The following is a 22,349-nucleotide window of genomic DNA, read 5'->3' as shown; positions in this document are numbered from 1 at the left end:
ACTTGATCTTCGTTCGCGTCGGCTAAAGATGGTGTGTCAGTCGGGCAGCTGGGCTTGGGCGGCGGCCAGGCGAGCGGAGAGCGTCCCGTCGATCACCTCGTCGGCCACCGCGATCAGCAGCCCGCCCAACAATTCCGGGTTGGTCTGCAGCTGCAGGCTCACCGGATGGTTGTAGATGCGGCTGAGGACCTCGGTCAAGCGGGTCCGCTGGCCGTCGCTGAGTTCGGCCGCGGCGCTGACCTGCGCGACGATCTCGCCGCGGCGCGCCACCGCCACTTTCGCCAGGAACTTCACGGCCACCTCGGCCGGCTCGCCCCTCAGCAGCTCGACGGTCTGGCTCAGCAGTGCCAACGCGATCGGGTTGACCCGGCCGCTCGCGTTCTGGAGCACCTTGCGCAGCAAGCCGATCCGGCCCTCGGCGGGAGTCCCAAAGTCGCCCAACAGGATGGCGAGCCGCGGTTGCGCGTCGAGAACGCGAGAGAACCGGAACAATTGGTCCTCGACCTCGTCGACCTTGTCTTCGCGTTCGGCGACTTCGAGCAACGCTTGACGCGAGATGTGTTCGATGGCGTCGACCAAGTCGGAGTTGGCCGACCAGCGCTCGGAAACCGCCGCCCGCAGCACGTCGAGCGTCGCGTCGCCCACCTTGTCGGACACCAGGCGCTCGATCAGCCGGACCCGCGGCGCCGAGTCCTCGGCGGGCACGGTGAGGTACCGAGTGACGACGATTTCGCCGTCCAGCATCTTGGCGACCGCCACCAGCTCGCTGGAGAGGGTGGAAAGCGCTTTGTTGTCCAGGTTTTTGGCGATGGTGCCGAACCGGTCCGAGAGGTTTCCTATCGCGTGCCGGCTGGCCGACCGCATCTTGGTCAGCAGGGGGTAGGCGACCTCGGCGGGCGCGGGCGCCATGGCCTCGAGGTCATCCAGGAACCGATCCACGGTCGACGACCGCTGCTCGGGGTCGGCGACGTAGCTGCGCACCAATTCCTCTGCCTGGCGCACGGATTCGTGTCCGAGTTCCAGGCGAAGCTGGCGGGTCAGCTGGGTCCGCAGCAACTCGGCCTGGCGCGTGCCCTGCGCTTTGACGCGCTCGGCCTCGACTTCGGCCTGGGCCCGCATCTGCTCGGCGATGCGTTCCGAGTCCGCCCGAGCCTCTTCGACGATTTGCTCCGCTTCTTCTTTGGCGGCATCCACGGCGTTTTCGTGCGCGGTCTTCGACTCGGTCAGCCGGTCGGCGGCCGCGGCCGAATCGGCCAGCTGCTGGCGCACCAGCTCCTGCCGCGCGGTCATCATCTTGCGCACCGGCGGCACGGCGTAGCGCCAGACGATGAACACGATGAGGGCGAACCCGCCCAACTGCCCCAAAAAAGTCGACATCTCTTTACCTTGTCGCGGCGGAGGTCGTGACGTCGACGCCGAGGATCCGACTGGCCAGGGTCGCCGACATGGTTCCGACGTTGGCCCGCAGATCCAGTTCCACGGCGTCCCGCTCCCGTTTCAATTGCTCGGCGGCCATCTGCAGCGTCGACGTCACCTCTTGCTCGGCACCGGCGCGCGCGTCTTCGACGGCCTTACGGCCTTCGGCGCGGGCGTTGTCGCGGAAGGACGACGCCTGCATGCGGGCCTCCTTCATGGCTTCTTCGTAATCGGCCCGGGCCGCCTCGAATTGCTCGGCCGACTTCTTGTTGTCGGCGGCGGTCTTGGCGACCATGGCGTCGCGCTCGCGCAACACCTTCATGATCGGCGGCACCACGAAGGTGCCGATGATGGCGAGCACGATGAGGAAGATGGCCAGCACGAAGAAAAATGTGCCGTTGGGGACGAGGAAGTTACTCCCCCCCTTGCCTCCCTCGGCTACCACCTGGCCGGCGGCGAGCACCACGGGGTTCGGGTCACCCATCACAGCGAACTACGTGACGGGCGTGGCGAATACGAACAACGCCATGAACGCCAGGTTGATGAAGTAGGCCGCCTCAACCAGACCGACGGTGATGAAGAACGGCGTGAACAGCCGGCCCTGCGCCTCGGGCTGCCGGGCGATACCCGACACCAGCGCGTTACCGGCGATACCGTCACCGATACCGGCACCGATTGCGCCGCCACCCATGATGATTCCACCGCCGATGAGGGCACCGGCAGCGATAGTGGGGTCCATACTTTCCTCCTTATATCCAGCTTTATCTGTTGGCTTATCTGGCTGGGCTAGTCATGGTGGTCCTCCAGCTCCATGGCCTGGCTGAAGTACAAGATCGTCAGGATCGAGAAGATGAAGGCCTGGATCGCCCCGACGAACAGGTCGAACGATTTCCAGATCGCGTTGGGCGCCCACATGATGTAAGGCGGGAACATCGCGATCAGCGCCACCAGGATGCCCCCGGCGAAGATGTTGCCAAAGAGTCGGAGCGACAACGAGATCGGCTTCGCCAATTCTTCGACCAGGTTGATCGGCGCCAGGAACGCCACGTGACCCTTGAGCACCTTGAGCGGGTGCCCGATGATGCCGCGGCGCCAGATGCCGGCCACGTGGTAACAGACGAACACGAACAGGGCCAGCGCCAGAACGTAATTGATGTCCGCCGCGGCCGACTTGAGCAACTCGGTGGTGTGACCGGATTTATCGGTGTATTGCAGCGGCAGCACCGAGAGCCAGTTGGAGATCAGGATGAAGATGAAGATCGTCACGGCCAGCGGCAGCACGAACGGGGCGATCCGCATCCCGATGGCGCTCTCGATCTGGTTGCGCATCTGTATGGTGAGCGCCTCCCAAAAGAGTTGAACCCCATTGGGAACGCCGCTCGAGGTGATCTTGGCGCGCAGGAAGAAGGCCAGGGCGATCACGATGACGCCGGCTATCGCGGTGGACAGCACGGTGTCGGTGTTGACGGTCAGACCCAGCCACGTCGCGGTGGTGTGCTCGCCGACCTCGATTTGGGAACCGGCCAGGATCGTTTCAGTCATCGCTGGTGTTCCTTCCGTCCGACCCTTCCGGGCCCAGGGCTGCGGCCGGCTCGCCCGCGCGCAGCTTCTTGTAGACCGGCACCGCGGTCGACACGACCAGCAGCACCTGGAAGAGCGCCAGGCCGAACATCGCGCCCAAGCCGTTCGGCCGGAAAACGTAGGCAATGATCAGCGCGATGACGGTGATAATCGCCAGCCGGGTCGCCGAATTGAGTGCCATCGAGCTTTTCAGTGGATGCTCTTTCGCGGTGATCGACGCGACCGAACGCCGCACCAACAATGCGTTGAGCAAACCCAGCAGCAAGCCGACACCGAAGAACACGCCGAGCATGAGGCGATCCGACAATCCGGCGGCGAGCATCGCGAGCGCGGTAACCGCGACGCTGATCGCCAACAGCCGAACCGGACGGAAAGCAACAGAGGGGAACACCAACGGCGCGTCCTGCGCTGGTGTCGTCACTGCAGCACCTCAATCCCAGGTAGTAAAGCGGGGAACCCTCGACCGACCGATCGGTGGCCCGCCGAGCGTATCGCACGTCACGCTGGAATCACCCAAGGGGTAGCTCCCTTTGTCGGTCGTGAGTCGGCGCGGTCGGAGAAGCGTCCGAAGGGCCGGCTGGCCGGCAACCCTCAAGGTCTCTTTTTGGGGTTCTACCTGCACCGTACCATACGACGGGCACCACTACTACCAGGTGTCGTAGTCCTCGTCTAGTCCACGTCCGAGTAGTCTTCGCGACGGCGCAGGAGCGGGATCGCCGTCGCCACTCCGGCGACCACGATCGCCCCCAGCATCACCGCGCCGGTGTCGCGCGGGTTGAAAAAGATTGTGCTGGCGGCGCCGAACGCGACAATGCCCACCCATAAATAGATGAGCAGGACCACCCGGCGATGCGAATGGCCGATCTGCAGCAACCGGTGATGCAGGTGCATCTTGTCCGGGCTGAATGCGCTGCGGCCCGCGCGGGTGCGGCGCACGATCGCCAGTAAAAGGTCGAGCATCGGCACGAAAATCACGGCCGCCACCAGCAGGAACGGCGACAGCAGAGCAAACACGTCGCGGGCCCCGTAGGCGTTCTGCGAAACGGGGCCGGCCGCGGTCGTCGCGGCCGCGGAGATCATCAGGCCGATCAGCATCGAGCCGGAATCGCCCATGAAGATCTTGGCCCGGTGGAAGTTGTGCGGCAGGAAGCCCAGGCAGGCGCCCGCCAGCACCACCGAGATGACCGCGGGCGGATAGAACAGGACGTCGCCGCCGTGGTCGCGCAGCAGGCCGACCGAGAAGAGGCAGATCGCCATCGCCATGATGAGCCCGAGCCCGGCGGCCAGCCCGTCGAGCCCGTCGACGAAGTTCATCGCGTTGACGACCGACACCGTCAGCGCCAGGGTGAGCAGGATCGACGACGCCTGGTCCAACACGATCGTGCCGACGCCGCCGATCGGGATGTACAGCACGCTCCAGGCGACGCCCATGGTGACGAGCACGCTGGCGGCGGTGATCTGGCCGGCGAACTTGGTCAGGGCGTCCAGGCCCCAGCGGTCGTCGATCAGGCCGATGCCCACGATCACCGCGGCGGCCACCAGGACGGCGGGCATGCCGGTGGAGTAGACGAAGCCGCGGGTGAGCGCCGGAAGCTGCCAGGCCAGGAAGACGGCCGAGATCACGCCGAGGAACATCGCCAGCCCGCCCATGCGGGGGGTTGGGGTGACGTGCACGTCGCGTTCGCGCGGGTAGGCGACCGCGCCGAGCCGGGTGGCCAGCACGCGCACCGGTCCGGTCGCGAAGTACGTGACGATCGCGGCGGTCAGCCCGACCACCGCCAGCTCGCGCAGGGGGACGCCGGCGCCGCGATCGGACAGGGCGAGCAGACCACCGGCAAGGCTGGACATCAACGAAACCGTAGTGCACCGAGCTGAGATGGGGTTGGCCGCGCCTTGCTAGCTCGACGACGATGCGCGCGCAGCGGCGTGAGGAGAAACCGAGCAATCCGGCTAGGCGATCAGGCTTGCCGGGTCCGTGCCGAGCACCTCCGCGATCCGCTCGGCGCTCACCGGGCCCGCTCGCAGGATGCGCGGGGTCTCCCCGGTCAGGTCGAGGATCGTGGAGGCGGCCTGCTGCTGCGACGGGCCGGCGTCGAGGTAGACGTCCACCAGATCGCCGAGCTGTTCGCGCGCCTCATCGGCGTGCACCGCCGGTGGGCGGCCGGAGACGTTGGCGCTGGATACCGCCATGGGCCCCACCTCCCGCAGCAACTCGATGGCCACCGGGTGCAGCGGCATCCGCAGCATCACGGTGCCGCGGGCGTCGCCGAGGTCCCAGTGCAGCGACGGCGCCTGCGTGACCACCAGGCTCAGCGCGCCGGGCCAGAAGGCGCGGATCAGGTCGCGCGCTCCGTCGGGCATCGTGTAGACCAGGCCCTCGATGGTGTGCCAGGAGCCGACCAGCACGCCCACCGGCATGTCCCGGCCCCGCCCTTTCGCCGCCAGCAGCGCGGCCACCGCGGTGCTGTCGAAGGCGTCGGCGCCGATGCCGTACACGGTGTCGGTCGGCAACACGACGAGCCGGCCGTTCTTGACCGCACCCGCCGCCGAGGCGATGCCAACCGAACGCTGGTCGGGATCGCCGCAGTCGAACACGGTGGTCAACGGGGGCCCCTTCGCGCCGTCACGAACCTCGGCCGCCCAGCCAGGTCCCGGCGGGATTCGATGTCCCCGAAAAGCTTTGTGTCCTCGATCAATTCGACGGTGCGCGCTGACGTGGTGTCGTCGTGCTCGACGGCGAACAGTCCCCCCGGGCGCAGCCAGCGCCCGGGGAGTCGGACGACGGCGGCGATGACCGCCATCCCGTCCGGCCCGCCGAACACCGCGTGCGGCGGATCGTGCTGGGCCACTTCGGCTTCCACCGCGTGATCGTCGGGAACGTAGGGCGGGTTGGCCACCACCAGGTCGACGAGCCCGTCCAGCTCGGGCAGCAGACCCGATGCGGTCACGTCGGCGCGAACGAGCTCCACGGCGGTGCCCGCGGCGTTGCCGCGCGCGTAGCTCAGGGCCGCCTCGGAGTCGTCGATGCCGATCACCCGCGCCGCGGGCCGGTGGTGGGCCAGGGCGACGGCCAGGGCGCCGGATCCGGTGCACAGGTCGACGATCACGGGCCGCGCCGGAAGCGGTTGCGCGGTGGCCCATTCCAGCATGGCCTCGGTCTCCGGGCGCGGGATGAACACGCCGGGGCCGACGCGCAGCGTCACCGGACCGAAGGCCGCCGCCCCGGTGAGATGCTGCAGCGGCACCCGCTGAGAGCGCGCGGCCACGATCTCGCGGTAACGCCCGAAGAAGTCGTCGCCCGGGGACTCGAGCAGGGTCAGCCGTCCGCGTTCGGTGCCCACGAGGTGGGCGGCCAGCTCCTCGGCGTCGTAGCGCGCGGAATCGATCCCGGCCGCGGCGAGCTGCGCCGCTGCCGAGTCGATCGCGCGCCGTAGCGTCATGCCTGTTGCAGCCTCGATTTCTTATCGGCCGCGCTCAGCGCGTCGAACAGCGCGTCGAGGTCACCGTCGAGCACCTGATCGAGGTTGTGCGCCTTGAAACCGATCCGGTGGTCGGTGATCCGGTTCTCGGGGAAGTTGTAGGTGCGGATCCGTTCGCTGCGGTCCACGGTGCGGACCTGGCTGGCGCGGTCGGCCGACGCGTCGGCCAGCGCCTTTTCCTCCGCGAGGGCCTGCAGCCGGGCGGCCAGCACCTGCATGGCGCGGGCCTTGTTCTGCAGCTGCGACCGTTCGTTTTGACAGGTAACGACGATGCCGGTGGGCAGGTGCGTGATCCGCACGGCGGAGTCCGTGGTGTTGACGCCCTGGCCGCCCTTTCCCGACGAGCGGTACACGTCGATGCGCAGGTCGGACTCGTCGATCTGCACCTCGCCGACCTCCTCAGGCTCGGGGTAGACCAGCACGCCCGCGGCCGAAGTATGAACCCGCCCTTGGGATTCCGTCACGGGGACGCGCTGCACCCGGTGGACCCCGCCCTCGAATTTCATTCGCGACCACACGCCGTCGGCCGAGTCCCCCTTGCTGGTGATGCTCAGCGTCGCGTCCTTGTAACCGCCCAGATCCGAGGTGGTTTCGTCGAGCACCGTGACGTTCCAGCCGTGCCGCTCGGCGTAGCGGATGTACATGCGGGCCAGGTCGGCGGCGAACAGCGCCGATTCCTCGCCGCCCTCACCGGATTTCACCTCGAGCACGATGTCGTCGGCGTCGTGCGGGTCGCGCGGCGCCAGCATGTCGGTGAGCTGGGTGTCCAGTTCGGCCACCTTGGCCTCGAGTTCGGTCACCTCGTCGGCGAAGGATTCGTCGTCGGCGGCCAGCTCGCGGGCGGTCTCCAGGTCGCCGCGCGCGGCCTCCAGCTTGCGGTAGGTGCCGACGATGGGGGCCAGTCGGGCGAATCGCCGTCCGGCTTTGCGCGCCTCGTCGGGATTGCTGTGCAGTTCGGGGTCCGCCAACCGCTTCTCGAGCTCGGCGTGTTCGGCAAGCAGCACGTCGATCGTCTGTACCGGCTTGGTCATCTCACACCTCCCTGCCCTGAACTCTGGCCCCGAACGCGAACCGACGCCCGGCCTGTGCAGGGTCGCACAGTTCGGGCGTCGGTAAGCCAGCTATTTGTCGGTCGACTCGGCCGAGTCGGCCGCGGCCTTGCGCTTGCCGTAGCGCTTCTCGAAGCGGGCCACCCGGCCGCCGCTGTCGAGGATCTTCTGCTTGCCGGTGTAGAAGGGGTGGCACTGCGAGCAGACCTCGACGACGATGTTGCCCCCGGGCTTGGTGCTGCGGGTGGTGAAGGTGTTCCCGCACCCGCAGTGCACGGTGGTCTCGCCGTACGCGGGATGAATGTCAGCTTTCATGATGTCCTCTTCGATCGTTTGCCGCCCGGACCGGGCGCGAACTCCGGGAACCTGATCTGGTCCTGGGTTAGTCGACCCTCGATTATGCCAGGTCAACCTACATCAGCCCAAACAGCGAGCTGGTCGCCCGCATTCCCGGCTGCTCAGGGCCGAGACGCGGCGCGGTAGACGCGGCTTTTCGCCTCGCGGGTCCACACCACCCCGCCGCCGGGTGCCGGCCCCAGCGCGCTGAGCTCGCGTTTGAGGATCTTGTTGGTCGCGGTGATCGGCAACCGGTCGGTGAGCCAGACGTAGCGGGGCCACGCCTTGGGCGACAGGTCGGGCTGATCGGCCAGGAACCGGCCGAATTCCTCGGGCGTCAGCTCCGCGCCGTCGGCCAGCACGATCGCCGCCATCACCTGGTCACCGGAGTGTTCGTCGGGCACCGCGTACACCGCGACGTGGCTGACCGGTGCCAACCGCTGCATGATGCGCTCGATGGGCGCCGTGGTCATGTTTTCCCCGTCGACGCGCAACCAGTCGCCGCTGCGCCCGGCGAAGTAGAGCCAGCCGTCGGCGTCTCGATAGGCGAGGTCGCCGGACCAGAACATGCCGTGTCGCATCCGCGCGTTGGTGGCCTCGGAGTCGTTGTAATAGCCGGCGAACAGACCCGCGCCGGTGGTGTTGACCAGCTCCCCGATCGCCTCGTCGGGGTTGGTCAGGGCGCCGTCGCGGAAGGTGGCGGGCGGGCACTCGGCCAACGTGTCGGGGTTGTAGACGGCGACCCCGGGGAAGCCGCGGCCCAGCGACCCCGGCGGGCAGCCGTCCTCGCGGGTGATGACGATCGCGCCCTCGGTGGAGCCGAAGCCGTCCCACACCGTGCAGTCGAATCGCCAGCTGAACTCGGCGATGTCTCGATCGCTCGCCTCGTTGCCGACCGCGACCCGCAGCGGGTTGTCGTGGTCGTCGGGCCGCTCCGGCGTGGCCAGCACGAAGGCCAGCGGCTTGCCGACGTAGTTCATGAAGGTGGCCCCGTATCGGCGCAGGTCTGCCAGCAGCCCGGATGCCGAGAACGTCGCGGGGGCCATGGCGGCGCCGGTGGACACCGCCACGCTCCAGCCGGCATACAGGGCGTTGGCGTGGAACAGCGGCATGGACAGGTAGCAGACGTCGGACGCGTCGAGCCCGAACCGCCCGACCAGCGTTGCGCCGGCGAAGAGGACGACGAGGTGGGTGACCCGCACGGCCTTCGGGTCACCGCTGGTGCCCGAGGTGAACAGCATCATGAAGGTGTCGGTCGGCGCGACCTCGCGATACGGCGTCAGGGGTCCGGCGCCGCCCAGCAGTGCGCGCCACGGCTCGGCGGACACGTCGAAGACCCGGACACCGGGCAGGTCGAGGCCGTCCAGCAGCCCCTGGTGCGCCGGATCGGTGAGCAGGATCTGGCAGTCGGCGCGGGCGATGTCGCGGGCCGGCGCGGCGCCGCGGCGGGTGTCGTTGATGCCGCACAGCACGTAGCCGCCGAGCGCCGCCGACGCCATGGCCGTCAGCATCTCGGGGGTGTTGCCCAGCAACGCACCCACGTGCAGCGGGCGGGCGGGGTCGGCGACGCCGATGACGGCGGCCGCCATGGTGGCCGCGTCGGCCAGGTGCTCGCGCCACGTCCAGACGCGGTCGCCGTACTTCAGCGCCGGCGTGTCCTGGTCCAGGCGCTCGCGAAGCAGTTGCTGCAGCGTCTCCGCCACGGCGCGGCTGAGTTAGTCGTTATCCATCGACCCGGGGGTCGTCTTGGACACCTGCACCAGGAACTCGTAGTTGTTCTTGGTCTTGCGCAGCTGCGACATCAGCAGGTCGATGGCCTGGTGCGGGTCCAGGCCCGACAGCACGCGGCGCAGCTTGTGCACGATGGCGAACTCGTCCGGCGAGAGCAGCAGCTCGTCCTTGCGGGTGCCCGACGGGTTCACGTCGACCGCGGGGAAGACCCGGCGTTCGGAGATCTTGCGGTCCAGCTTGAGCTCGGCGTTACCGGTGCCCTTGAACTCCTCGAAGATGACCGTGTCACCGGTGGACCCGGTCTCGACCATCGCGGTGGCGATGATGGTCAGCGACCCGCCTTCCTCGATGTTGCGCGCCGCGCCGAGGAAGCGCTTGGGCGGGTACAGCGCGGTGGAGTCGACACCACCGGACAGGATCCGGCCGGACGCGGGCGACGCGTTGTTGTAGGCGCGGCCCAGGCGGGTGATCGAGTCGAGCAGCACCACGACGTCCTTGCCCTGCTCGACGAGCCGCTTGGCGCGCTCGATGGCCAGCTCCGCGACCGAGGTGTGGTCCGACGGCGGCCGGTCGAACGTGGAGGCGATGACCTCGCCCTTGACCGAGCGCGTCATGTCGGTGACCTCCTCGGGCCGCTCGTCGACGAGGACGACCATGAGGTGGCATTCCGGGTTGTTCTTGGTTATCGCGTTGGCGATGTCCTGCAGGATCGTCGTCTTACCCGCCTTGGGCGGCGACACGATCAGCGCGCGCTGGCCCTTGCCGATCGGCATGATCAGGTCGATGACCCGCGTGGTCAGCCGGTCCGGCGTGGTTTCCAGGCGCAGCCGCTGGTTGGGGTACAACGGCGTCAGCTTGGAGAAATCGGGCCGCTTCTTGGCCTCTTCGACCGAGCCGCCGTTGACGCTGTCCAGGCGCACCAGCGGGTTGAACTTCTGGCGCTGGTTGGGCTGCTCGCCGTCGCGGGGCACCCGAACCGCGCCGGTCACCGCGTCGCCGCGGCGCAGGCCGTTCTTGCGCACCATGTTCATCGAGACGTAGACGTCGTGCGGGCCGGCCAGGTAGCCGGAGGTGCGCACGAACGCGTAATTGTCGAGCACGTCAAGGATTCCGGCGACGGGCTGGACGACGTCGTCCTCACGGAGCTCGGTGTCGGCCCCGTCGCCCGACCGTTCGCCGCGGCGGCGGCGGTCGCGGTCGCGGAACCGGCGTCCCCGCCGGCCCTGACGGCCCTCGCCGTCGTCGTCCTGTTGGTTCGAGCCGCCGCGATTCTGCTGGCCGCCCTGGGCCTGCTGATCGCCACCCTGGTCGCCGCCGCGCTCGTCGGTCTTGGTGTCCTGCTGGCGGTCCTGGCGCTTGTCGGCTTCGCGAGCGGCGCCGCCCTTTTGGGCGTCCGCGTCCTCGGACGGTGACCCCGCTTCGCGGCTGGCACCGCGTCGTTCGCGGCGCGGCGCCTCGCCGGTGGAACCGTTCTGTTCCCCTTGGGCGGCCGGCGTTTCGGCCGGCGCCTCGGCGGTGGCCGAGTCGGATTGGTCGGATTTGCCGCTGTCCGCCGGGGCGGTGTCCGGGGCGGCGGCGGCCGAAGTGCCGTTGGCCTGTCCCCTGATTTCCTTTATCGCGGCGATCAGTTCGTTCTTGCGCATCCCGGACGTGCCCTTGACGCCGGCCTGGCTGGCCAGCGCACGCAGCTCGGGCAGCACCATGGCGGCCAGGGAGCCGGCCGAGGCGTTGGCCTTGGCGTCGGGAGTGTCTGTGGTCACGGCCTCCGAAGCGTGATTGCTATCGGTGCTTTCCCCAGCCGTGAATAGGTCCGTATCTGTCACGGAGTTCCTTTCTTCCCCCGCTGATCAGGTCATACGGGGGTTCGTTGCATTCAGCCAATTTGCCGAGTGCGCCCAATCTTCGACTCTGCAACGGTGATCGCCCGGATCGGCGGAGAAGACGGCGAACCTCGTTCACGAGAAGAATTGGTGTTGTCCTAGCGGCAGTTGCAGATGCAGATGCTGCGATTGCTGGACGGCTCCGAGGATAACCTGCATCCGGATCGGAAGCAAGCAAACCCTCCGGCCACGCCGTGGATCAACCGGCTACCGTGACGCCCGGGCTCCAGCGAACTCCTTCGCCAGCGGTCATCTTGATGACGGTAAATCCGTGTGCGGCCCCGTACTCCAGCGCTTCCGTGGGTAACTCCGGCTCTGTGCTCAGTGCGATCAGCGAGGGACCAGCCCCAGAAAGCGTCGCTGCGATCTTATGACGCCGCAACAGCCGCAAATATTCCGCCGAGCCCGGCATCGCGGGGGCGCGTTGGGGTTGGTGGAGCAGGTCTTCGGTGGCCGGCATCAGCAGGTCGGGGCGCTCGGTCAGCGCGACCACCAGCAACGCGGCGCGGCTGACGTTGAAGCTGGCCTCGTCGTGGCCGACCCGGCTGGGCAGCAGCACTCGGGTCTCGGCGGTCAGCGAGCGTTCCTCGGGAATCGCGCAGAACAGGTGGATGTCCGGGTGCAGCCGGAGCGACACGGCGGAGTACCGGGGGCGCTCACCGGTGCGGTCGGTCCAGGAGACCACCGCGCCGCCCAGCACCGCGGCCGCGGCGTTGTCCGGATGGCCCTCGAATTCCGAGCACAGTTGGATCAGCCGATCGACGCTCATCGGGGCCGAATCGGTTTGCGCCACAAGCCCGTTCACGGCCGCCAGGCCCCCGACGACGGCCGCCGCCGAGGACCCCAGGCCGCGGGAGTGCGGGATGGCGTTGCGGCAGCGCACCACCAGGCCGGGCGCGCCGACGCCGACGGCGTCCAGCCCGCGCCGGACGGCGCGCACGACCAGATGGTCGGCGTCGAGGGGCACCTGGTCGGCGCCCTCGCCCTCGACCACCACCTCCAGGCCGGAATCCCTTGTCTCCACGACGATGTCGTCGCGTAGGTCCAGCGCCAGGCCGATGCTGTCGAAGCCGGGGCCGAGGTTGGCGCTAGACGCCGACACCACGGCGCTGGCCACCAGCCCGGCGGGCAGCATCTGGGCGTTCATGTCTTACGCGAGACCCAATTGTTCGACGACGAGCACCGGATCGACCGGCAGCGGGGACACTGTCGGCATGTCCTTCAGCGCGGTGTCGGGGTCCTTGAGGCCGTTGCCGGTCACCGTGCAGACCACGGTCGACCCGCGCGCCACCCAGCCGTCGTCGACGGCCTTGAGCAGCCCCGCGATGCTGGCGGCGGACGCGGGCTCGACGAACACGCCCTCGGACGCGGCCACGAGGTGGTACGCCGCGAGGATCTCCTCGTCGGTGACCGCGAGGAAGCGGCCGTTGGACTGTTGCTGCGCCGCGACGGCGGCCGTCCACGACGCCGGGGCACCGATGCGGATCGCGGTGGCGATGGTCTCCGGGTTGCGGACCGGTTCGCCGTGCACCAGGGGCGCGGCGCCGGCGGCCTGGGCGCCGAGCATCCGGGGCAGGCGGTCGATCACGCCCTCGTGGTGATACTCGGTGTAGCCCTTCCAGTACGCGGTGATGTTGCCGGCGTTGCCGACCGGAAGCGCGTGCACGTCGGGGGCGGCGCCCAGGGCGTCGACGATCTCGAACGCGGCGGTCTTCTGACCCTCGATGCGCACCGGGTTCACCGAGTTCACCAGCGAGATCGTCGGGAAGTCGGCGGCCATCTTGCGGGCCAGTTCCAGGCAGTCGTCGAAGTTGCCGTCGATCTGGATGATCTTGGCGCCGTGCATGACCGCCTGCGCCAGCTTGCCCATCGCGATCTTGCCCTGCGGGATGAGCACCGCGCAGGTGATGCCGGCGCGCGCGGCGTAGGCGGCCGCCGAGGCCGAGGTGTTGCCGGTCGACGCGCACAGCACGGCCCGCTGGCCGCGGGCCAGGGCGTCGGTGACCGCCATCGTCATGCCCCGGTCCTTGAAGGAGCCGGTGGGATTGAGGCCCTCGACCTTGAGATGCACGGTGCAGCCGGTCTTTTCCGAAAGCCGGGTCGCGGCGATCAGCGGGGTGCCGCCCTCGAGGAGGGTGACCGGGGTCCAGTCGTCGCCGACGGGCAGCCGGTCGCGGTAGGCCGCGATCACGCCCGGCCAGGGTTGATGCGTGGCCGTTCTGGGGATGCTCACAGGCCGTTTCCTTCCAGTCGCAGCACGCTGGTCACGTTCTGCACGACGCTCAAATCGGCCAGGGCACCGACGGTTTCGGAAAGCGCGGCGTCGGTAGCGGTGTGGGTGACCACCACGACGCGGGCCCCCACCCGCCGGCCGCCCTCGTCGACCACGCCTTCCTGGCGGACCTCGGCGATGCTCACCTCACGCTTGGCGAATTCCGTTGCCACCGAGGCCAATACGCCCGGCTCGTCGGCGACGTTGATGCTGACGTAGTAGCGGGTCGGGATGAGACCCATGGGGGCGATGGGAAGTTGGGCGTAGCGGGACTCCTTCGGGCCGCGGCTGCCCAGCACCCGGTTGCGGGCGGCCATCACCAGGTCACCGGTGACCGCCGACGCGGTGGGGGCGCCGCCGGCCCCCTGGCCGTAGAACATCAGCCGCCCCGAGGCCGCGGCCTCGACCACCACCGCGTTGAAAGCCCCGCTGACCGTGGCCAGCGGATGTGACAGCGGCACCAGCGCGGGATAGACGCGCGCCGAAACCCGTTGCTGGCCGTCGTCTCCGGTGACCCGCTCGCAGATGGACAGCAGCTTGATGGTGCAGCCGAGCGACCGGGCGGACGCGAAGTCGGCCGGGGTGATCTTGGTGATGCCCTCGCGATAGACGTCGTCGGCGTGCACCCGGGTGTGAAAGGCGATGGACGCCAGGATCGCCGCCTTGGCCGCGGCGTCATAGCCCTCGACGTCGGCGGTGGGATCGGCCTCGGCGTAGCCCAGCGCGCTGGCGTCGGCCAGAGCGCTTTCGTAGTCGGCGCCGGTGCTGTCCATCTCGGACAGGATGTAGTTCGTGGTGCCGTTGACGATCCCGGCCACCCGCAGCACCGTGTCGCCGGCCAGCGATTGGGTCAGCGGGCGGATGACGGGGATCGCGCCCGCGACCGCCGCCTCGAAATACAGGTCGACGTGGGCGTTTTCGGCCGCCTGCGCCAATTCACCGGTGGAGATGGACAGCAGGGCCTTGTTGGCCGTGACCACGGACTTGCCGTGCTCGAGCGCGGACAGGATCGCCTTGCGGGCGGGTTCGACGGGTCCCATCAACTCGACGACGATGTCGACGTCCGCGCGGGACACGAGCTCTTCGATGTTGTCGGTCAGCAGTCCGACCGGGACGCCGCGGTCGGCGGCGCCGCGGCGCACCCCGATGCCGCGCAGCACCAGCGGGGCACCGACGCGGGCCGCCAGGTCCGCGGCGCTGTCCTCGATGATGCGCACGACCTCGCTGCCGACGTTGCCCAACCCGAGTACTGCCACGCCCACTGGCTTTTCGTCACCGGGCACGGGTCACCTCACTTCCAGACTCAAGAGATCGTCGACCGTCTCCCGGCGCAGCACCAGGCGGGCACGCCCGCCGCGCACGGCTACGACCGCGGGGCGGCCGATCATGTTGTAGCGGCTCGACAGCGAATAGCAGTAGGCGCCGGTGGCGGCGACCCCGAGCAGGTCGCCCGGCTGCAGGTCCCCCGGGACCCAGGTATCACGGACGACGATATCGCCCGTCTCGCAATGCTTTCCGACGATGCGGGCCAACTCCGCCGGCGCGTCGCTTTCCCGCGAGACCAACCGGGCGTCGTACTGCGCGTCGTAGAGCGCGGTGCGGATGTTGTCGCTCATGCCGCCGTCGACGCTGACGTAGCGCCGGTGCGCCGTCGTACTTACGTCGACGTCCTTGACGGTACCGACCTCGTAGAGCGTGATGGTGCCGGGTCCGACGATGGCGCGACCCGGCTCGACCACCAGCCGGGGGGTGGGCAGCCCGACGGCCGCCGACTCGCTGCGCACGATGGCGTTCAGGCTGCTGGCGAGTTCAGCTATTGGCGGGGGGTCGTCGGGCGCCAGGTACGAGATGCCAAAGCCGCCACCGAGATCGACCGTCGAGAGCTGGGCCGTCTTGTCGACGCCGAACTCGGCGACGATGTCGTGCAGCAGGCCGATGACGCGGTGCGCGGCGAGCTCGAAGCCGGCGACGTCGAAGATCTGCGAGCCGATGTGGCTGTGCAACCCGACCAGCCGCAGGTGGTCGGTGGCGAACACCCGGCGCACCGCCGCCATCGCCGCGCCGCTGGCCACCGACAGCCCGAACTTCTGGTCCTCGTGCGCGGTGGAGATGAACTCGTGGGTGTGCGCCTCGACCCCGACGGTGAGGCGCACCAGCACGTCCTGGACGATGCCCGCCTCGCCGGCGATGGCGTCGAGGCGCTCGATCTCGATCATCGAGTCCAGGACCACGTGGCCCACCCCGGCCTTCACCGCGGCGGTCAGTTCGGCGACGGACTTGTTGTTGCCGTGCAGGGTGATCCGCTCCGGCGGGAAGTCCGCGTGCAGCGCGACGGCCAACTCGCCGCCGGTGCACACGTCCAGCGACAGGCCCTCTTCGTTGATCCAGCGCGCTATTTCGGTGCACAGGAACGCCTTGGCGGCGTAGTGCACGTTGTGGCCGCCGCCGAACGCCGCCGCCATGTCGCGGCAGCGGGAGCGAAAGTCGTCCTCGTCGACGACGAACAACGGGGTCCCGTACTCCTGGGCGAGCTGGGTCACCGGCACTCCCCCGATGACGGCGGCGCCGTCGTCGTCGCGAGTTGTGCTGCGCGGCCACACGTTCGGCGCCAGCCGCAGCAGCTCCTCGGGGGATTGCGGCCGGGGCGGACTTTCGGTGTGACGCGTCTCGTCGGCGTGCCGGGGACCGGCGGGGTGGACGTTCACATTCGCTCCGGTGCGGTGACGCCGAGGATCGTCAGGCCGTTGGCGATGACCTGGCGGGCGGCCTGGCACAGCGCCAGACGCGCGGTGTGCAGGTCGGTGGGCTGCTCGTCGCCCTGCGGCAATACGCGGCAGGAGTCGTAGAACCGGTGGTAGTCGCCCGCGAGGTCCTCCAGGTAGCGGCACACCCGGTGCGGTTCGCGCAGCGCGGCGGCGGTTTTCAGCACCCGGGGGAATTCGCCGATGGAGCGCAGCAGCGTGCCCTCCTTGTCGTGGCCGAGCAGCTCCAGGTGGTTAGTGTCCGGGATTAGGCCGAGCTCCGCGGCGTTGCGGGCCAGCGCGGAGAGCCGCGCGTGCGCGTATTGCACGTAGTAGACCGGGTTTTCGTTGGATGCCGAGGACCACAGCGCCAGATCGATGTCGATCGCGGTGTCCACCGACGAGCGGATCAGGCTGTAGCGCGCGGCGTCGACACCGATCGCCTCGACCAGGTCGTCCAGCGTGAGCACCGTTCCGGCCCGCTTGCTCATCCGGACCGGTTGGCCGTCGCGGACCAGGTTGACCATCTGCCCGATGAGCACCTCGGCGGTGGCCGGGTCCTCGCCGAACGCGGCGGCCACGGCCTTGAGGCGGGCGATGTAGCCGTGGTGATCGGCGCCGAGCATGTAGATGCACAGGTCGAAGCCGCGTTGCCGCTTGTCCAGGTAGTAGGCGATGTCGCCGGCGATGTAGGCCGGCTTGCCGTCGCTCTTGATCACGACGCGGTCCTTGTCGTCACCAAAAGCGCTGGTGCGCAACCAGGTTGCGCCGTCCTTCTCGTAGACGTTGCCGGTCCCGCGGAGGCGTGCGATCGCCTGGTCGACGCGGCCGCTGGTGTGCATCGAGTCTTCGTGGGTGTAGACGTCGAAGTCGGTGCCGAACTCGTGCAGCGACTCCTTGATGTGGGTGAACATCAGGTCGACGCCGATTTCGCGGAAGGTTTCGTGCATTTCGGCGTCGGGCAGGCTCAGCGCGTCCGGCGCCTTCTGCAGCACCTGCGCGGCGATGTCGTTGATGTAGGCGCCCGCGTAGCCGTCTTGCGGCGTCGGCTCGCCCTTCGCGGCCGCGATCAACGAGTTCGCGAACCGGTCGATCTGGGCGCCGTGGTCGTTGAAATAGTATTCGCGCACCACGTCGGCGCCCTGTGTCGTGAGCAGGCGGCCGAGGGCGTCGCCGACCGCGGCCCAGCGGGTGCCGCCGATGTGGATCGGCCCGGTCGGGTTGGCCGAGACGAACTCCAGGTTGATCTTCTGCCCTTGGAGCGCGTCCGAATGACCGAACTCGTCGCCGGCGTCGATGACGTTCGTGACGACCACGGCCTGCGCCGAGGCCTCGAGGCGCATGTTGATGAAGCCCGGACCGGCGACCTCCGCCGCCGCGATGCCGTCGGCGTCGGCCAACTTTTCGGCGAGCCATCCGGCCAGCTCACGCGGGTTGGCGCCGACCTTCTTGCCCAGCTGCAGCGCCAGGTTGCTGGCGTAGTCACCGTGATCGGGATTACGCGGCCGCTCCACCGTGACCGTCGCCGGCAACGCGGCAGCGTCCAGCCCGCGCTCGGCAAGCACCGCGGCGGCGGTGACTTTGAGCAGCTCGGCCAGGTCGGCGGGGGTCACGAGCGTCCATCCTATTGGCTAGGGTCCCCCTGCCCCGAATCTATTAGAAGGGGCAGCGCGGCCGCACCGGGGCCTGGGCCGCTACCGGCTGGCGCGCGCGGCCTCGATCGGCACGATGTCCACCAGCCGGTCGCCGCGGACGACGTGATAGGCGTCATATCTATCGACGGTGGGGTCGCAGTGCGGGGTGGCGAACTCCACGCGTTCCCCGAGGCGGACGGGGGCGCCGGCGGGCCGGGTGAGTGCCCCGTGCTCCTCGCCGACGAAGGCGTACGTCGAGCCGCCGAACCGCGCGCCGGCCGGGCGGGGCATGGGGCCGTCCGTCGCGAACGCCTTCAGGCCGACGTCGACGGTGACGATCGCGTCGGCGTTGGCGCTCACGACTTGGCTCGAGACCCAGAGGCTGGTTTGGAAGGCCCCGTCGTCGTCGCCGCCCAGTGCGTCGGAATATTCGGCGTCCATGAAGACGTACGAGCCGGGCTGCAATTCGTTGAGGACGCCCAGGTCCAGATCGGCCGCGACGGTTCCGGTGCCGCCGCCGGTGACGATGCCGACCGGGTGACCGGCGGCGCGCAGCGCGTCGGCCGCCGCCGAAAGCATTTCCATTCCTATTTTTACTGCGTCGCAACGGTTTTGGAAGCCGGGGATGTGCTGCCAATGACCGCCGTAGCCCTGAACGCCGGCCAGCGTCAGCCCCGGGGACCGATCGATATGGTCGGCGAGCGCCACCGCTTGTTCCGTACCTGAGACCCCGGTGCGGCCGAGCCCCACGTCGACGACGACGAGGACCTCGACGCGCATGCCGCGGCGACACGCTTGCGCGCTGAGCGCGGTCACCGGATCGGGATGATCCACCACGCAGGCAAACCCCGGGTCGAGCGCCGCCACGTCGCACAGCCGCTTCGGCATCAGCGGATCGGCCACCGGTGACGTCAGGAGGATGCCGCGCACGCCGGCGGCCGAAAGCGCTTCGGCCTCACCGATTTTGGCGCAGCAGATCCCCACCGCGCCGGCGGCGATTTGCTTATTGGCAATCCAGGCGCATTTGTGCGTCTTGGCGTGCGGGCGCAGCGCGACCTTGCCGCGGGTGCGATCGGCCATCCGGCCGATGTTGGCCTCCAGCGCCGCCTCGTCCAGGATCAAAGCCGGGGTCGGCAGGCGGAAGCGAGAGTTCGGCTCGCCAATCATGGCTTGCGCCAACGCTTCCGCCGGGCGCATCGGCATCAGGACGCGACGGAGGTCAGGTGCTCGAACCCCGCAATCGGGACGATGTCCGGGAGCCGGCGGATCGCGCCGTTCTGAGCCCACTGGCCTTCGGGCACTTCGTGGATGACGCACGACGTGACGACCATCCTGTCGCCGTTGGTTTGAGCCGCCGATTCGGCGACCTCCTGAATCTCGGTCGCGAAGCGCGCCTTGCGGGCGCCGTCGAGAACCCCGGTGCTGACCTGCCAATCGATGAACACCCCGGCGACCGCGGCGTCCGTCGAGGCGCCGGCGGAGTAAAAGCACCCGGGCGAGAGCTCGTGCAGCAGGACCAGGGCCCGCATCCGGTGCTGGGGCTGGTCGGGCACCGATTCGGCGCGGCACGCCGCCTCGGTCAGGCCCGTCACCAGGCGCTCCTTGCCCGCCTCGTCGAAGGCGCCCGGCGTCAGTGTTACGCGCATCAGCGGCATGACATGTCCTTTCAGGGGTTCCTGCCCTCGTAATCTCCTCCGGCCGCGCCGCAGAATCCAGTGGCAGGACAGACAGCTTTCTTGCATAATTCGCCACATGATCGGTATCGATGTCCTGGTGCTCGACGGGGCCAGCGCCAGCGCGGTGGGTGTGACGATCGACGTGGTCTCCGCGGCGAATCGCATCCTCGGCAAACCCGCGTTCGACCTGCGGTTCGTCTCCCCGGAGAGCCAGGTCGCCCTGCGCGGCGGCCTGGCCGTCGCCGCGCAACCCCTGGCGCAGGCCGGGGCGCGAGACGTCGTCGTGGTGCCGGGGCTGGGGGCCGCCCAGCCCGAGGAGATCGCCGAGCGGCTCGGTGGCGCCGACGTCGGTGTGGCCGCCGAGTGGTTGGCGGGTGCTAATGCCGGTGGTACACAGATCGCGGCGTCGTGCACGGCGGTGTTCGTCCTGGCCGCGGCCGGACTGCTCGATCAACGGCGCTGCGTCACGACGTGGTGGCTCGGGGCCGACCTCGCCGCGATCGCCGCGGCGGCCCGGGTCGTCATCGATGAGATGGTGGTTCGCGACGGGCCGATCTGGACGGCCGGCAGCGCTTTCGCGCACATTGACCTGATGCTCGCGCTGATGCGTCATCTCGGCGGCGCGGCGCTGACCGACGAGCTCGCGAATCGCCTTGTGGCCGATCAGCGCACGTCGCAGGCGGGCTTCCTCATTCCCTCGCACCTGGCGGCGCGCGACGAGACGGTCGCGACGCTGGAGCGCTTCGTCCGGTCGCGGTTGGACGAAGCGCACACGCTCGACTCGCTGGCCCGTTTCTGCGGCCTCAGCACCCGAACGCTGGCGCGCCGGACGCGAAACGCCGTGGGACTCAGCCCGTTGCAGCTGGTGCAGCGGGTTCGCCTCGAGCGCTCGCTGCATCTGCTGCGCACCACCCGCAGGCCGCTCGAGGAGATCGCCGCGGCCGTGGGGCTGGCCGACCCGGCGACCCTGCACCGGCTGGTGAAGAAACACACCGGGCGATCGCCCGGCGCGCTGCGCCCGAGCGCCCAGGCGAGGGCCTCTTGAGCCCTGGCGGGGTCACGACCGTCGTGTCGATGCGTTACTCTGGCTGGGCCCGATGGCGCAGCATCGTTTTGCGCCCCCGTAGCTCAGGGGATAGAGCGTCTGCCTCCGGAGCAGAAGGCCGCAGGTTCGAATCCTGCCGGGGGCACCGCCCTGACCAGCACAAACGCAGAATAATCGCAACACCTACCTATCCGCTACGTATTAACTCGCCGCTGTCACCGGCCAAATCCGTTCGCTGTGCAGAGGGCTACGACCCCAATGACCCCGCCGTAGTGGCCTGGCGCGCTGGACCGAGTGCGCGCAACGCTGAGCAGCGTGGGCGAAGCACGCTCGACTAGACTTCGCCCTCATGGCAACACCCCCGCCAAGCCCGAGTCGATTGACACATTTCGGGACGGCGATAGGGTCGATTGCGCGGAATCTATTCGGGCCTCGCGGTCTCCTTGGAATTATCGCGGTTTCAGCATTCACGGTAACGGGTGTCGCCACTTGGTGGTACAACAACAGCTCATTTGGGCATTTTTCCCAGGTACTCGGCTTTCCTATCGCGTCGGCCGGGTTGGGAATCTGGATCGCCGATTTTTATTATCGAAAAGATGCGTACGAGAAGCGCTTTCGCGATGTCTCGGTTTCAACATACACAATAGGGTTACTCATCGACGGCGTTGAAACGATTTTGCGGCATGTTAATGCGGCAAAAGATAAGGCAGATGATTTGGTTGCCCAGTCGGACGAATATAAAGTCAACTTGACTGCAACCGCAGACCTAGCGAGTGCCGCAACCGCTGCGAGACAAACTATTCGCGTGGCATCTATGGCGTTTGTGAACTTGGAACTCTTCTCGGCTGAGGCAGTTCAGCGTGGAAAGGAAAAGTTCAGCTTGGACGACAAAGACTTCGGTATTCGGCAGCAACTCGTTCAGGGAAAGCCCAACGAGACCCTCCCGCAGCAGGCCGAAGACGGTGAACCCACTGACAGCAATGCTTCGACCAACACAAGAAGTGGTGGAAAGACGACATGACGGAGCCAATTGTCGGTAAAGTGGCCGCAATCGAGAATAATTTCAATCTAGTAATCAACCGTGGCTCCAATCATGGGGTTAAATCTGGGATGATCTTTGCAATTGAGGATCCGCAGGGTAAGGAAATAAGAGACCCCGAAAGCGATGAGTTACTCGGGTATGTCCCTACAGAGAAGATCAAAGTCAAAGTATTTGAGGTTCAGGAAAAACTTTCACGCGCCACGACATTCGTTCGCGTCTTGGGTTATTCCACATACGAAGATGCGGCCAGGCAACTGCTCGCCGAGTACCGTAGCAGGCCTGTTAACATTGCCGATCACCTATACAACCCTTTCCGGGTGGACGATTCGCGCATGAAACTAGAAGCGGCTCTAGAACTTTTGCGTCTCAATGCGCAGCGTCCTGAGCAGAAAGTCAACGAACTGCCGACTGTTGTGGAGGTCAATATCGGCGATGTAGCGCGCCAGCAAGTAGCTTCCGCTAGATGA

Annotated in this window: 22 protein-coding genes and 1 tRNA gene; 4 read left to right on the top strand and 19 right to left on the bottom strand. The window is 68.0% G+C overall.

The window, feature by feature from the left end; all coding sequences use genetic code 11:
* Positions 1-36 precede the first annotated feature (36 nt).
* From A9X00_RS02520 to A9X00_RS02430, 19 genes are all read right to left on the bottom strand, one after another.
* A complete protein-coding gene (locus A9X00_RS02520; protein WP_067148732.1) occupies positions 37-1,377 on the bottom strand; it encodes a F0F1 ATP synthase subunit B/delta in 1,341 nt (446 codons plus the stop codon).
* Between the two features lie 4 nt (positions 1,378-1,381).
* On the bottom strand, positions 1,382-1,900 hold the full coding sequence (locus tag A9X00_RS02515; RefSeq protein ID WP_067148729.1) for a F0F1 ATP synthase subunit B: 519 nt from the start codon (positions 1,898-1,900) through the stop codon (positions 1,382-1,384).
* Positions 1,901-1,909: 9 nt separating this feature from the next.
* The gene (locus A9X00_RS02510) at positions 1,910-2,155 is read right to left on the bottom strand and encodes a F0F1 ATP synthase subunit C (RefSeq protein WP_066928722.1); all 246 of its coding nucleotides are present in this window, start codon (positions 2,153-2,155) and stop codon (positions 1,910-1,912) included.
* 47 nt (positions 2,156-2,202) lie between these two features.
* Positions 2,203-2,958: a F0F1 ATP synthase subunit A gene (gene atpB / locus A9X00_RS02505; RefSeq protein WP_067148726.1), complete on the bottom strand. Its 756-nt coding sequence runs from the start codon at positions 2,956-2,958 to the stop codon at positions 2,203-2,205.
* Positions 2,951-3,418, bottom strand: coding sequence for an ATP synthase subunit I (locus A9X00_RS02500; protein ID WP_067148723.1), 468 nt, complete (start codon positions 3,416-3,418; stop codon positions 2,951-2,953). Before A9X00_RS02500 ends, atpB begins: the two co-directional genes overlap by 8 nt.
* Before the next feature lie 248 nt (positions 3,419-3,666).
* Positions 3,667-4,845 (bottom strand): glycosyltransferase family 4 protein, encoded by a 1,179-nt coding sequence (locus A9X00_RS02495; RefSeq protein ID WP_067148720.1) that lies wholly within the window; start codon positions 4,843-4,845, stop codon positions 3,667-3,669.
* 102 nt (positions 4,846-4,947) lie between these two features.
* Positions 4,948-5,601, bottom strand: coding sequence for an L-threonylcarbamoyladenylate synthase (locus tag A9X00_RS02490; RefSeq protein ID WP_067148718.1), 654 nt, complete (start codon positions 5,599-5,601; stop codon positions 4,948-4,950).
* A complete protein-coding gene (gene prmC / locus A9X00_RS02485) occupies positions 5,598-6,437 on the bottom strand; it encodes a peptide chain release factor N(5)-glutamine methyltransferase (RefSeq protein WP_067148715.1) in 840 nt (279 codons plus the stop codon). Before prmC ends, A9X00_RS02490 begins: the two co-directional genes overlap by 4 nt.
* Positions 6,434-7,507: a peptide chain release factor 1 gene (prfA, locus tag A9X00_RS02480; RefSeq protein ID WP_067148712.1), complete on the bottom strand. Its 1,074-nt coding sequence runs from the start codon at positions 7,505-7,507 to the stop codon at positions 6,434-6,436. Before prfA ends, prmC begins: the two co-directional genes overlap by 4 nt.
* 90 nt (positions 7,508-7,597) lie before the next feature.
* A complete protein-coding gene (gene rpmE, locus A9X00_RS02475; protein WP_067148709.1) occupies positions 7,598-7,840 on the bottom strand; it encodes a 50S ribosomal protein L31 in 243 nt (80 codons plus the stop codon).
* A 143-nt stretch (positions 7,841-7,983) separates the two neighbouring features.
* Entirely contained in the window at positions 7,984-9,564 is a 1,581-nt protein-coding gene (gene fadD1 / locus A9X00_RS02470; RefSeq protein ID WP_067148703.1) for a fatty-acid--CoA ligase FadD1, read from the bottom strand.
* Between the two features lie 12 nt (positions 9,565-9,576).
* Positions 9,577-11,415, bottom strand: a complete 1,839-nt coding sequence (rho, locus tag A9X00_RS02465; RefSeq protein ID WP_067148700.1) for a transcription termination factor Rho — start codon at positions 11,413-11,415, stop codon at positions 9,577-9,579.
* A 256-nt stretch (positions 11,416-11,671) separates the two neighbouring features.
* Entirely contained in the window at positions 11,672-12,619 is a 948-nt protein-coding gene (gene thrB / locus A9X00_RS02460) for a homoserine kinase (RefSeq protein ID WP_156771902.1), read from the bottom strand.
* A gap of 3 nt (positions 12,620-12,622) precedes the next feature.
* The gene (thrC, locus tag A9X00_RS02455) at positions 12,623-13,705 is read right to left on the bottom strand and encodes a threonine synthase (protein ID WP_067148697.1); all 1,083 of its coding nucleotides are present in this window, start codon (positions 13,703-13,705) and stop codon (positions 12,623-12,625) included.
* Positions 13,702-15,027 (bottom strand): homoserine dehydrogenase, encoded by a 1,326-nt coding sequence (locus tag A9X00_RS02450; protein ID WP_067148694.1) that lies wholly within the window; start codon positions 15,025-15,027, stop codon positions 13,702-13,704. Before A9X00_RS02450 ends, thrC begins: the two co-directional genes overlap by 4 nt.
* Before the next feature lie 3 nt (positions 15,028-15,030).
* Positions 15,031-16,449 (bottom strand): diaminopimelate decarboxylase, encoded by a 1,419-nt coding sequence (gene lysA, locus A9X00_RS02445; RefSeq protein WP_067148691.1) that lies wholly within the window; start codon positions 16,447-16,449, stop codon positions 15,031-15,033.
* Complete coding sequence (gene argS / locus A9X00_RS02440; RefSeq protein ID WP_067148688.1) at positions 16,446-18,098, bottom strand: arginine--tRNA ligase; 1,653 nt, start codon at positions 18,096-18,098, stop codon at positions 16,446-16,448. Before argS ends, lysA begins: the two co-directional genes overlap by 4 nt.
* A gap of 81 nt (positions 18,099-18,179) precedes the next feature.
* Positions 18,180-19,286: an alanine racemase gene (locus A9X00_RS02435; RefSeq protein ID WP_197515025.1), complete on the bottom strand. Its 1,107-nt coding sequence runs from the start codon at positions 19,284-19,286 to the stop codon at positions 18,180-18,182.
* Positions 19,287-19,321: 35 nt separating this feature from the next.
* Positions 19,322-19,765, bottom strand: a complete 444-nt coding sequence (locus tag A9X00_RS02430) for a hypothetical protein (protein WP_156771901.1) — start codon at positions 19,763-19,765, stop codon at positions 19,322-19,324.
* 106 nt (positions 19,766-19,871) lie between these two features.
* On the opposite strand from A9X00_RS02430, the gene A9X00_RS02425 reads away from it, so the two are divergent.
* From A9X00_RS02425 to A9X00_RS30465, 4 genes are all read left to right on the top strand, one after another.
* Positions 19,872-20,840, top strand: coding sequence for a GlxA family transcriptional regulator (locus tag A9X00_RS02425; RefSeq protein ID WP_067148682.1), 969 nt, complete (start codon positions 19,872-19,874; stop codon positions 20,838-20,840).
* Positions 20,841-20,912: 72 nt separating this feature from the next.
* Positions 20,913-20,985, top strand: a tRNA-Arg gene (locus A9X00_RS02420).
* Between the two features lie 204 nt (positions 20,986-21,189).
* Positions 21,190-21,861: a hypothetical protein gene (locus A9X00_RS30470; RefSeq protein ID WP_156771900.1), complete on the top strand. Its 672-nt coding sequence runs from the start codon at positions 21,190-21,192 to the stop codon at positions 21,859-21,861.
* Complete coding sequence (locus A9X00_RS30465) at positions 21,858-22,349, top strand: hypothetical protein (protein WP_156771899.1); 492 nt, start codon at positions 21,858-21,860, stop codon at positions 22,347-22,349. Before A9X00_RS30470 ends, A9X00_RS30465 begins: the two co-directional genes overlap by 4 nt.

Source organism: Mycobacterium sp. 1245805.9, from assembly GCF_001672915.1.
In the GTDB taxonomy this organism is placed as follows: domain Bacteria; phylum Actinomycetota; class Actinomycetes; order Mycobacteriales; family Mycobacteriaceae; genus Mycobacterium.
The sequence above is the reverse complement of the archived record's forward strand: the minus strand, read 5'-3'. Positions and strand labels throughout refer to the sequence as shown.

What these genes read in the sequence shown, in the direction of transcription:
- A9X00_RS02520 (WP_067148732.1), bottom strand. Translation starts at nt 1,377, where the DNA reads ATGTCGACTTTTTTGGGGCAGTTGGGCGGGTTCGCCCTCATCGTGTTC.
- A9X00_RS02515 (WP_067148729.1), bottom strand. Translation starts at nt 1,900, where the DNA reads ATGGGTGACCCGAACCCCGTGGTGCTCGCCGCCGGCCAGGTGGTAGCC.
- A9X00_RS02510 (WP_066928722.1), bottom strand. Translation starts at nt 2,155, where the DNA reads ATGGACCCCACTATCGCTGCCGGTGCCCTCATCGGCGGTGGAATCATC.
- atpB (WP_067148726.1), bottom strand. Translation starts at nt 2,958, where the DNA reads ATGACTGAAACGATCCTGGCCGGTTCCCAAATCGAGGTCGGCGAGCAC.
- A9X00_RS02495 (WP_067148720.1), bottom strand. Translation starts at nt 4,845, where the DNA reads ATGTCCAGCCTTGCCGGTGGTCTGCTCGCCCTGTCCGATCGCGGCGCC.
- prmC (WP_067148715.1), bottom strand. Translation starts at nt 6,437, where the DNA reads ATGACGCTACGGCGCGCGATCGACTCGGCAGCGGCGCAGCTCGCCGCG.
- prfA (WP_067148712.1), bottom strand. Translation starts at nt 7,507, where the DNA reads ATGACCAAGCCGGTACAGACGATCGACGTGCTGCTTGCCGAACACGCC.
- rpmE (WP_067148709.1), bottom strand. Translation starts at nt 7,840, where the DNA reads ATGAAAGCTGACATTCATCCCGCGTACGGCGAGACCACCGTGCACTGC.
- thrB (WP_156771902.1), bottom strand. Translation starts at nt 12,619, where the DNA reads ATGAACGCCCAGATGCTGCCCGCCGGGCTGGTGGCCAGCGCCGTGGTG.
- A9X00_RS02435 (WP_197515025.1), bottom strand. Translation starts at nt 19,286, where the DNA reads ATGATTGGCGAGCCGAACTCTCGCTTCCGCCTGCCGACCCCGGCTTTG.
- A9X00_RS02430 (WP_156771901.1), bottom strand. Translation starts at nt 19,765, where the DNA reads ATGCGCGTAACACTGACGCCGGGCGCCTTCGACGAGGCGGGCAAGGAG.
- A9X00_RS02425 (WP_067148682.1), top strand. Translation starts at nt 19,872, where the DNA reads ATGATCGGTATCGATGTCCTGGTGCTCGACGGGGCCAGCGCCAGCGCG.
- A9X00_RS30470 (WP_156771900.1), top strand. Translation starts at nt 21,190, where the DNA reads ATGGCAACACCCCCGCCAAGCCCGAGTCGATTGACACATTTCGGGACG.
- A9X00_RS30465 (WP_156771899.1), top strand. Translation starts at nt 21,858, where the DNA reads ATGACGGAGCCAATTGTCGGTAAAGTGGCCGCAATCGAGAATAATTTC.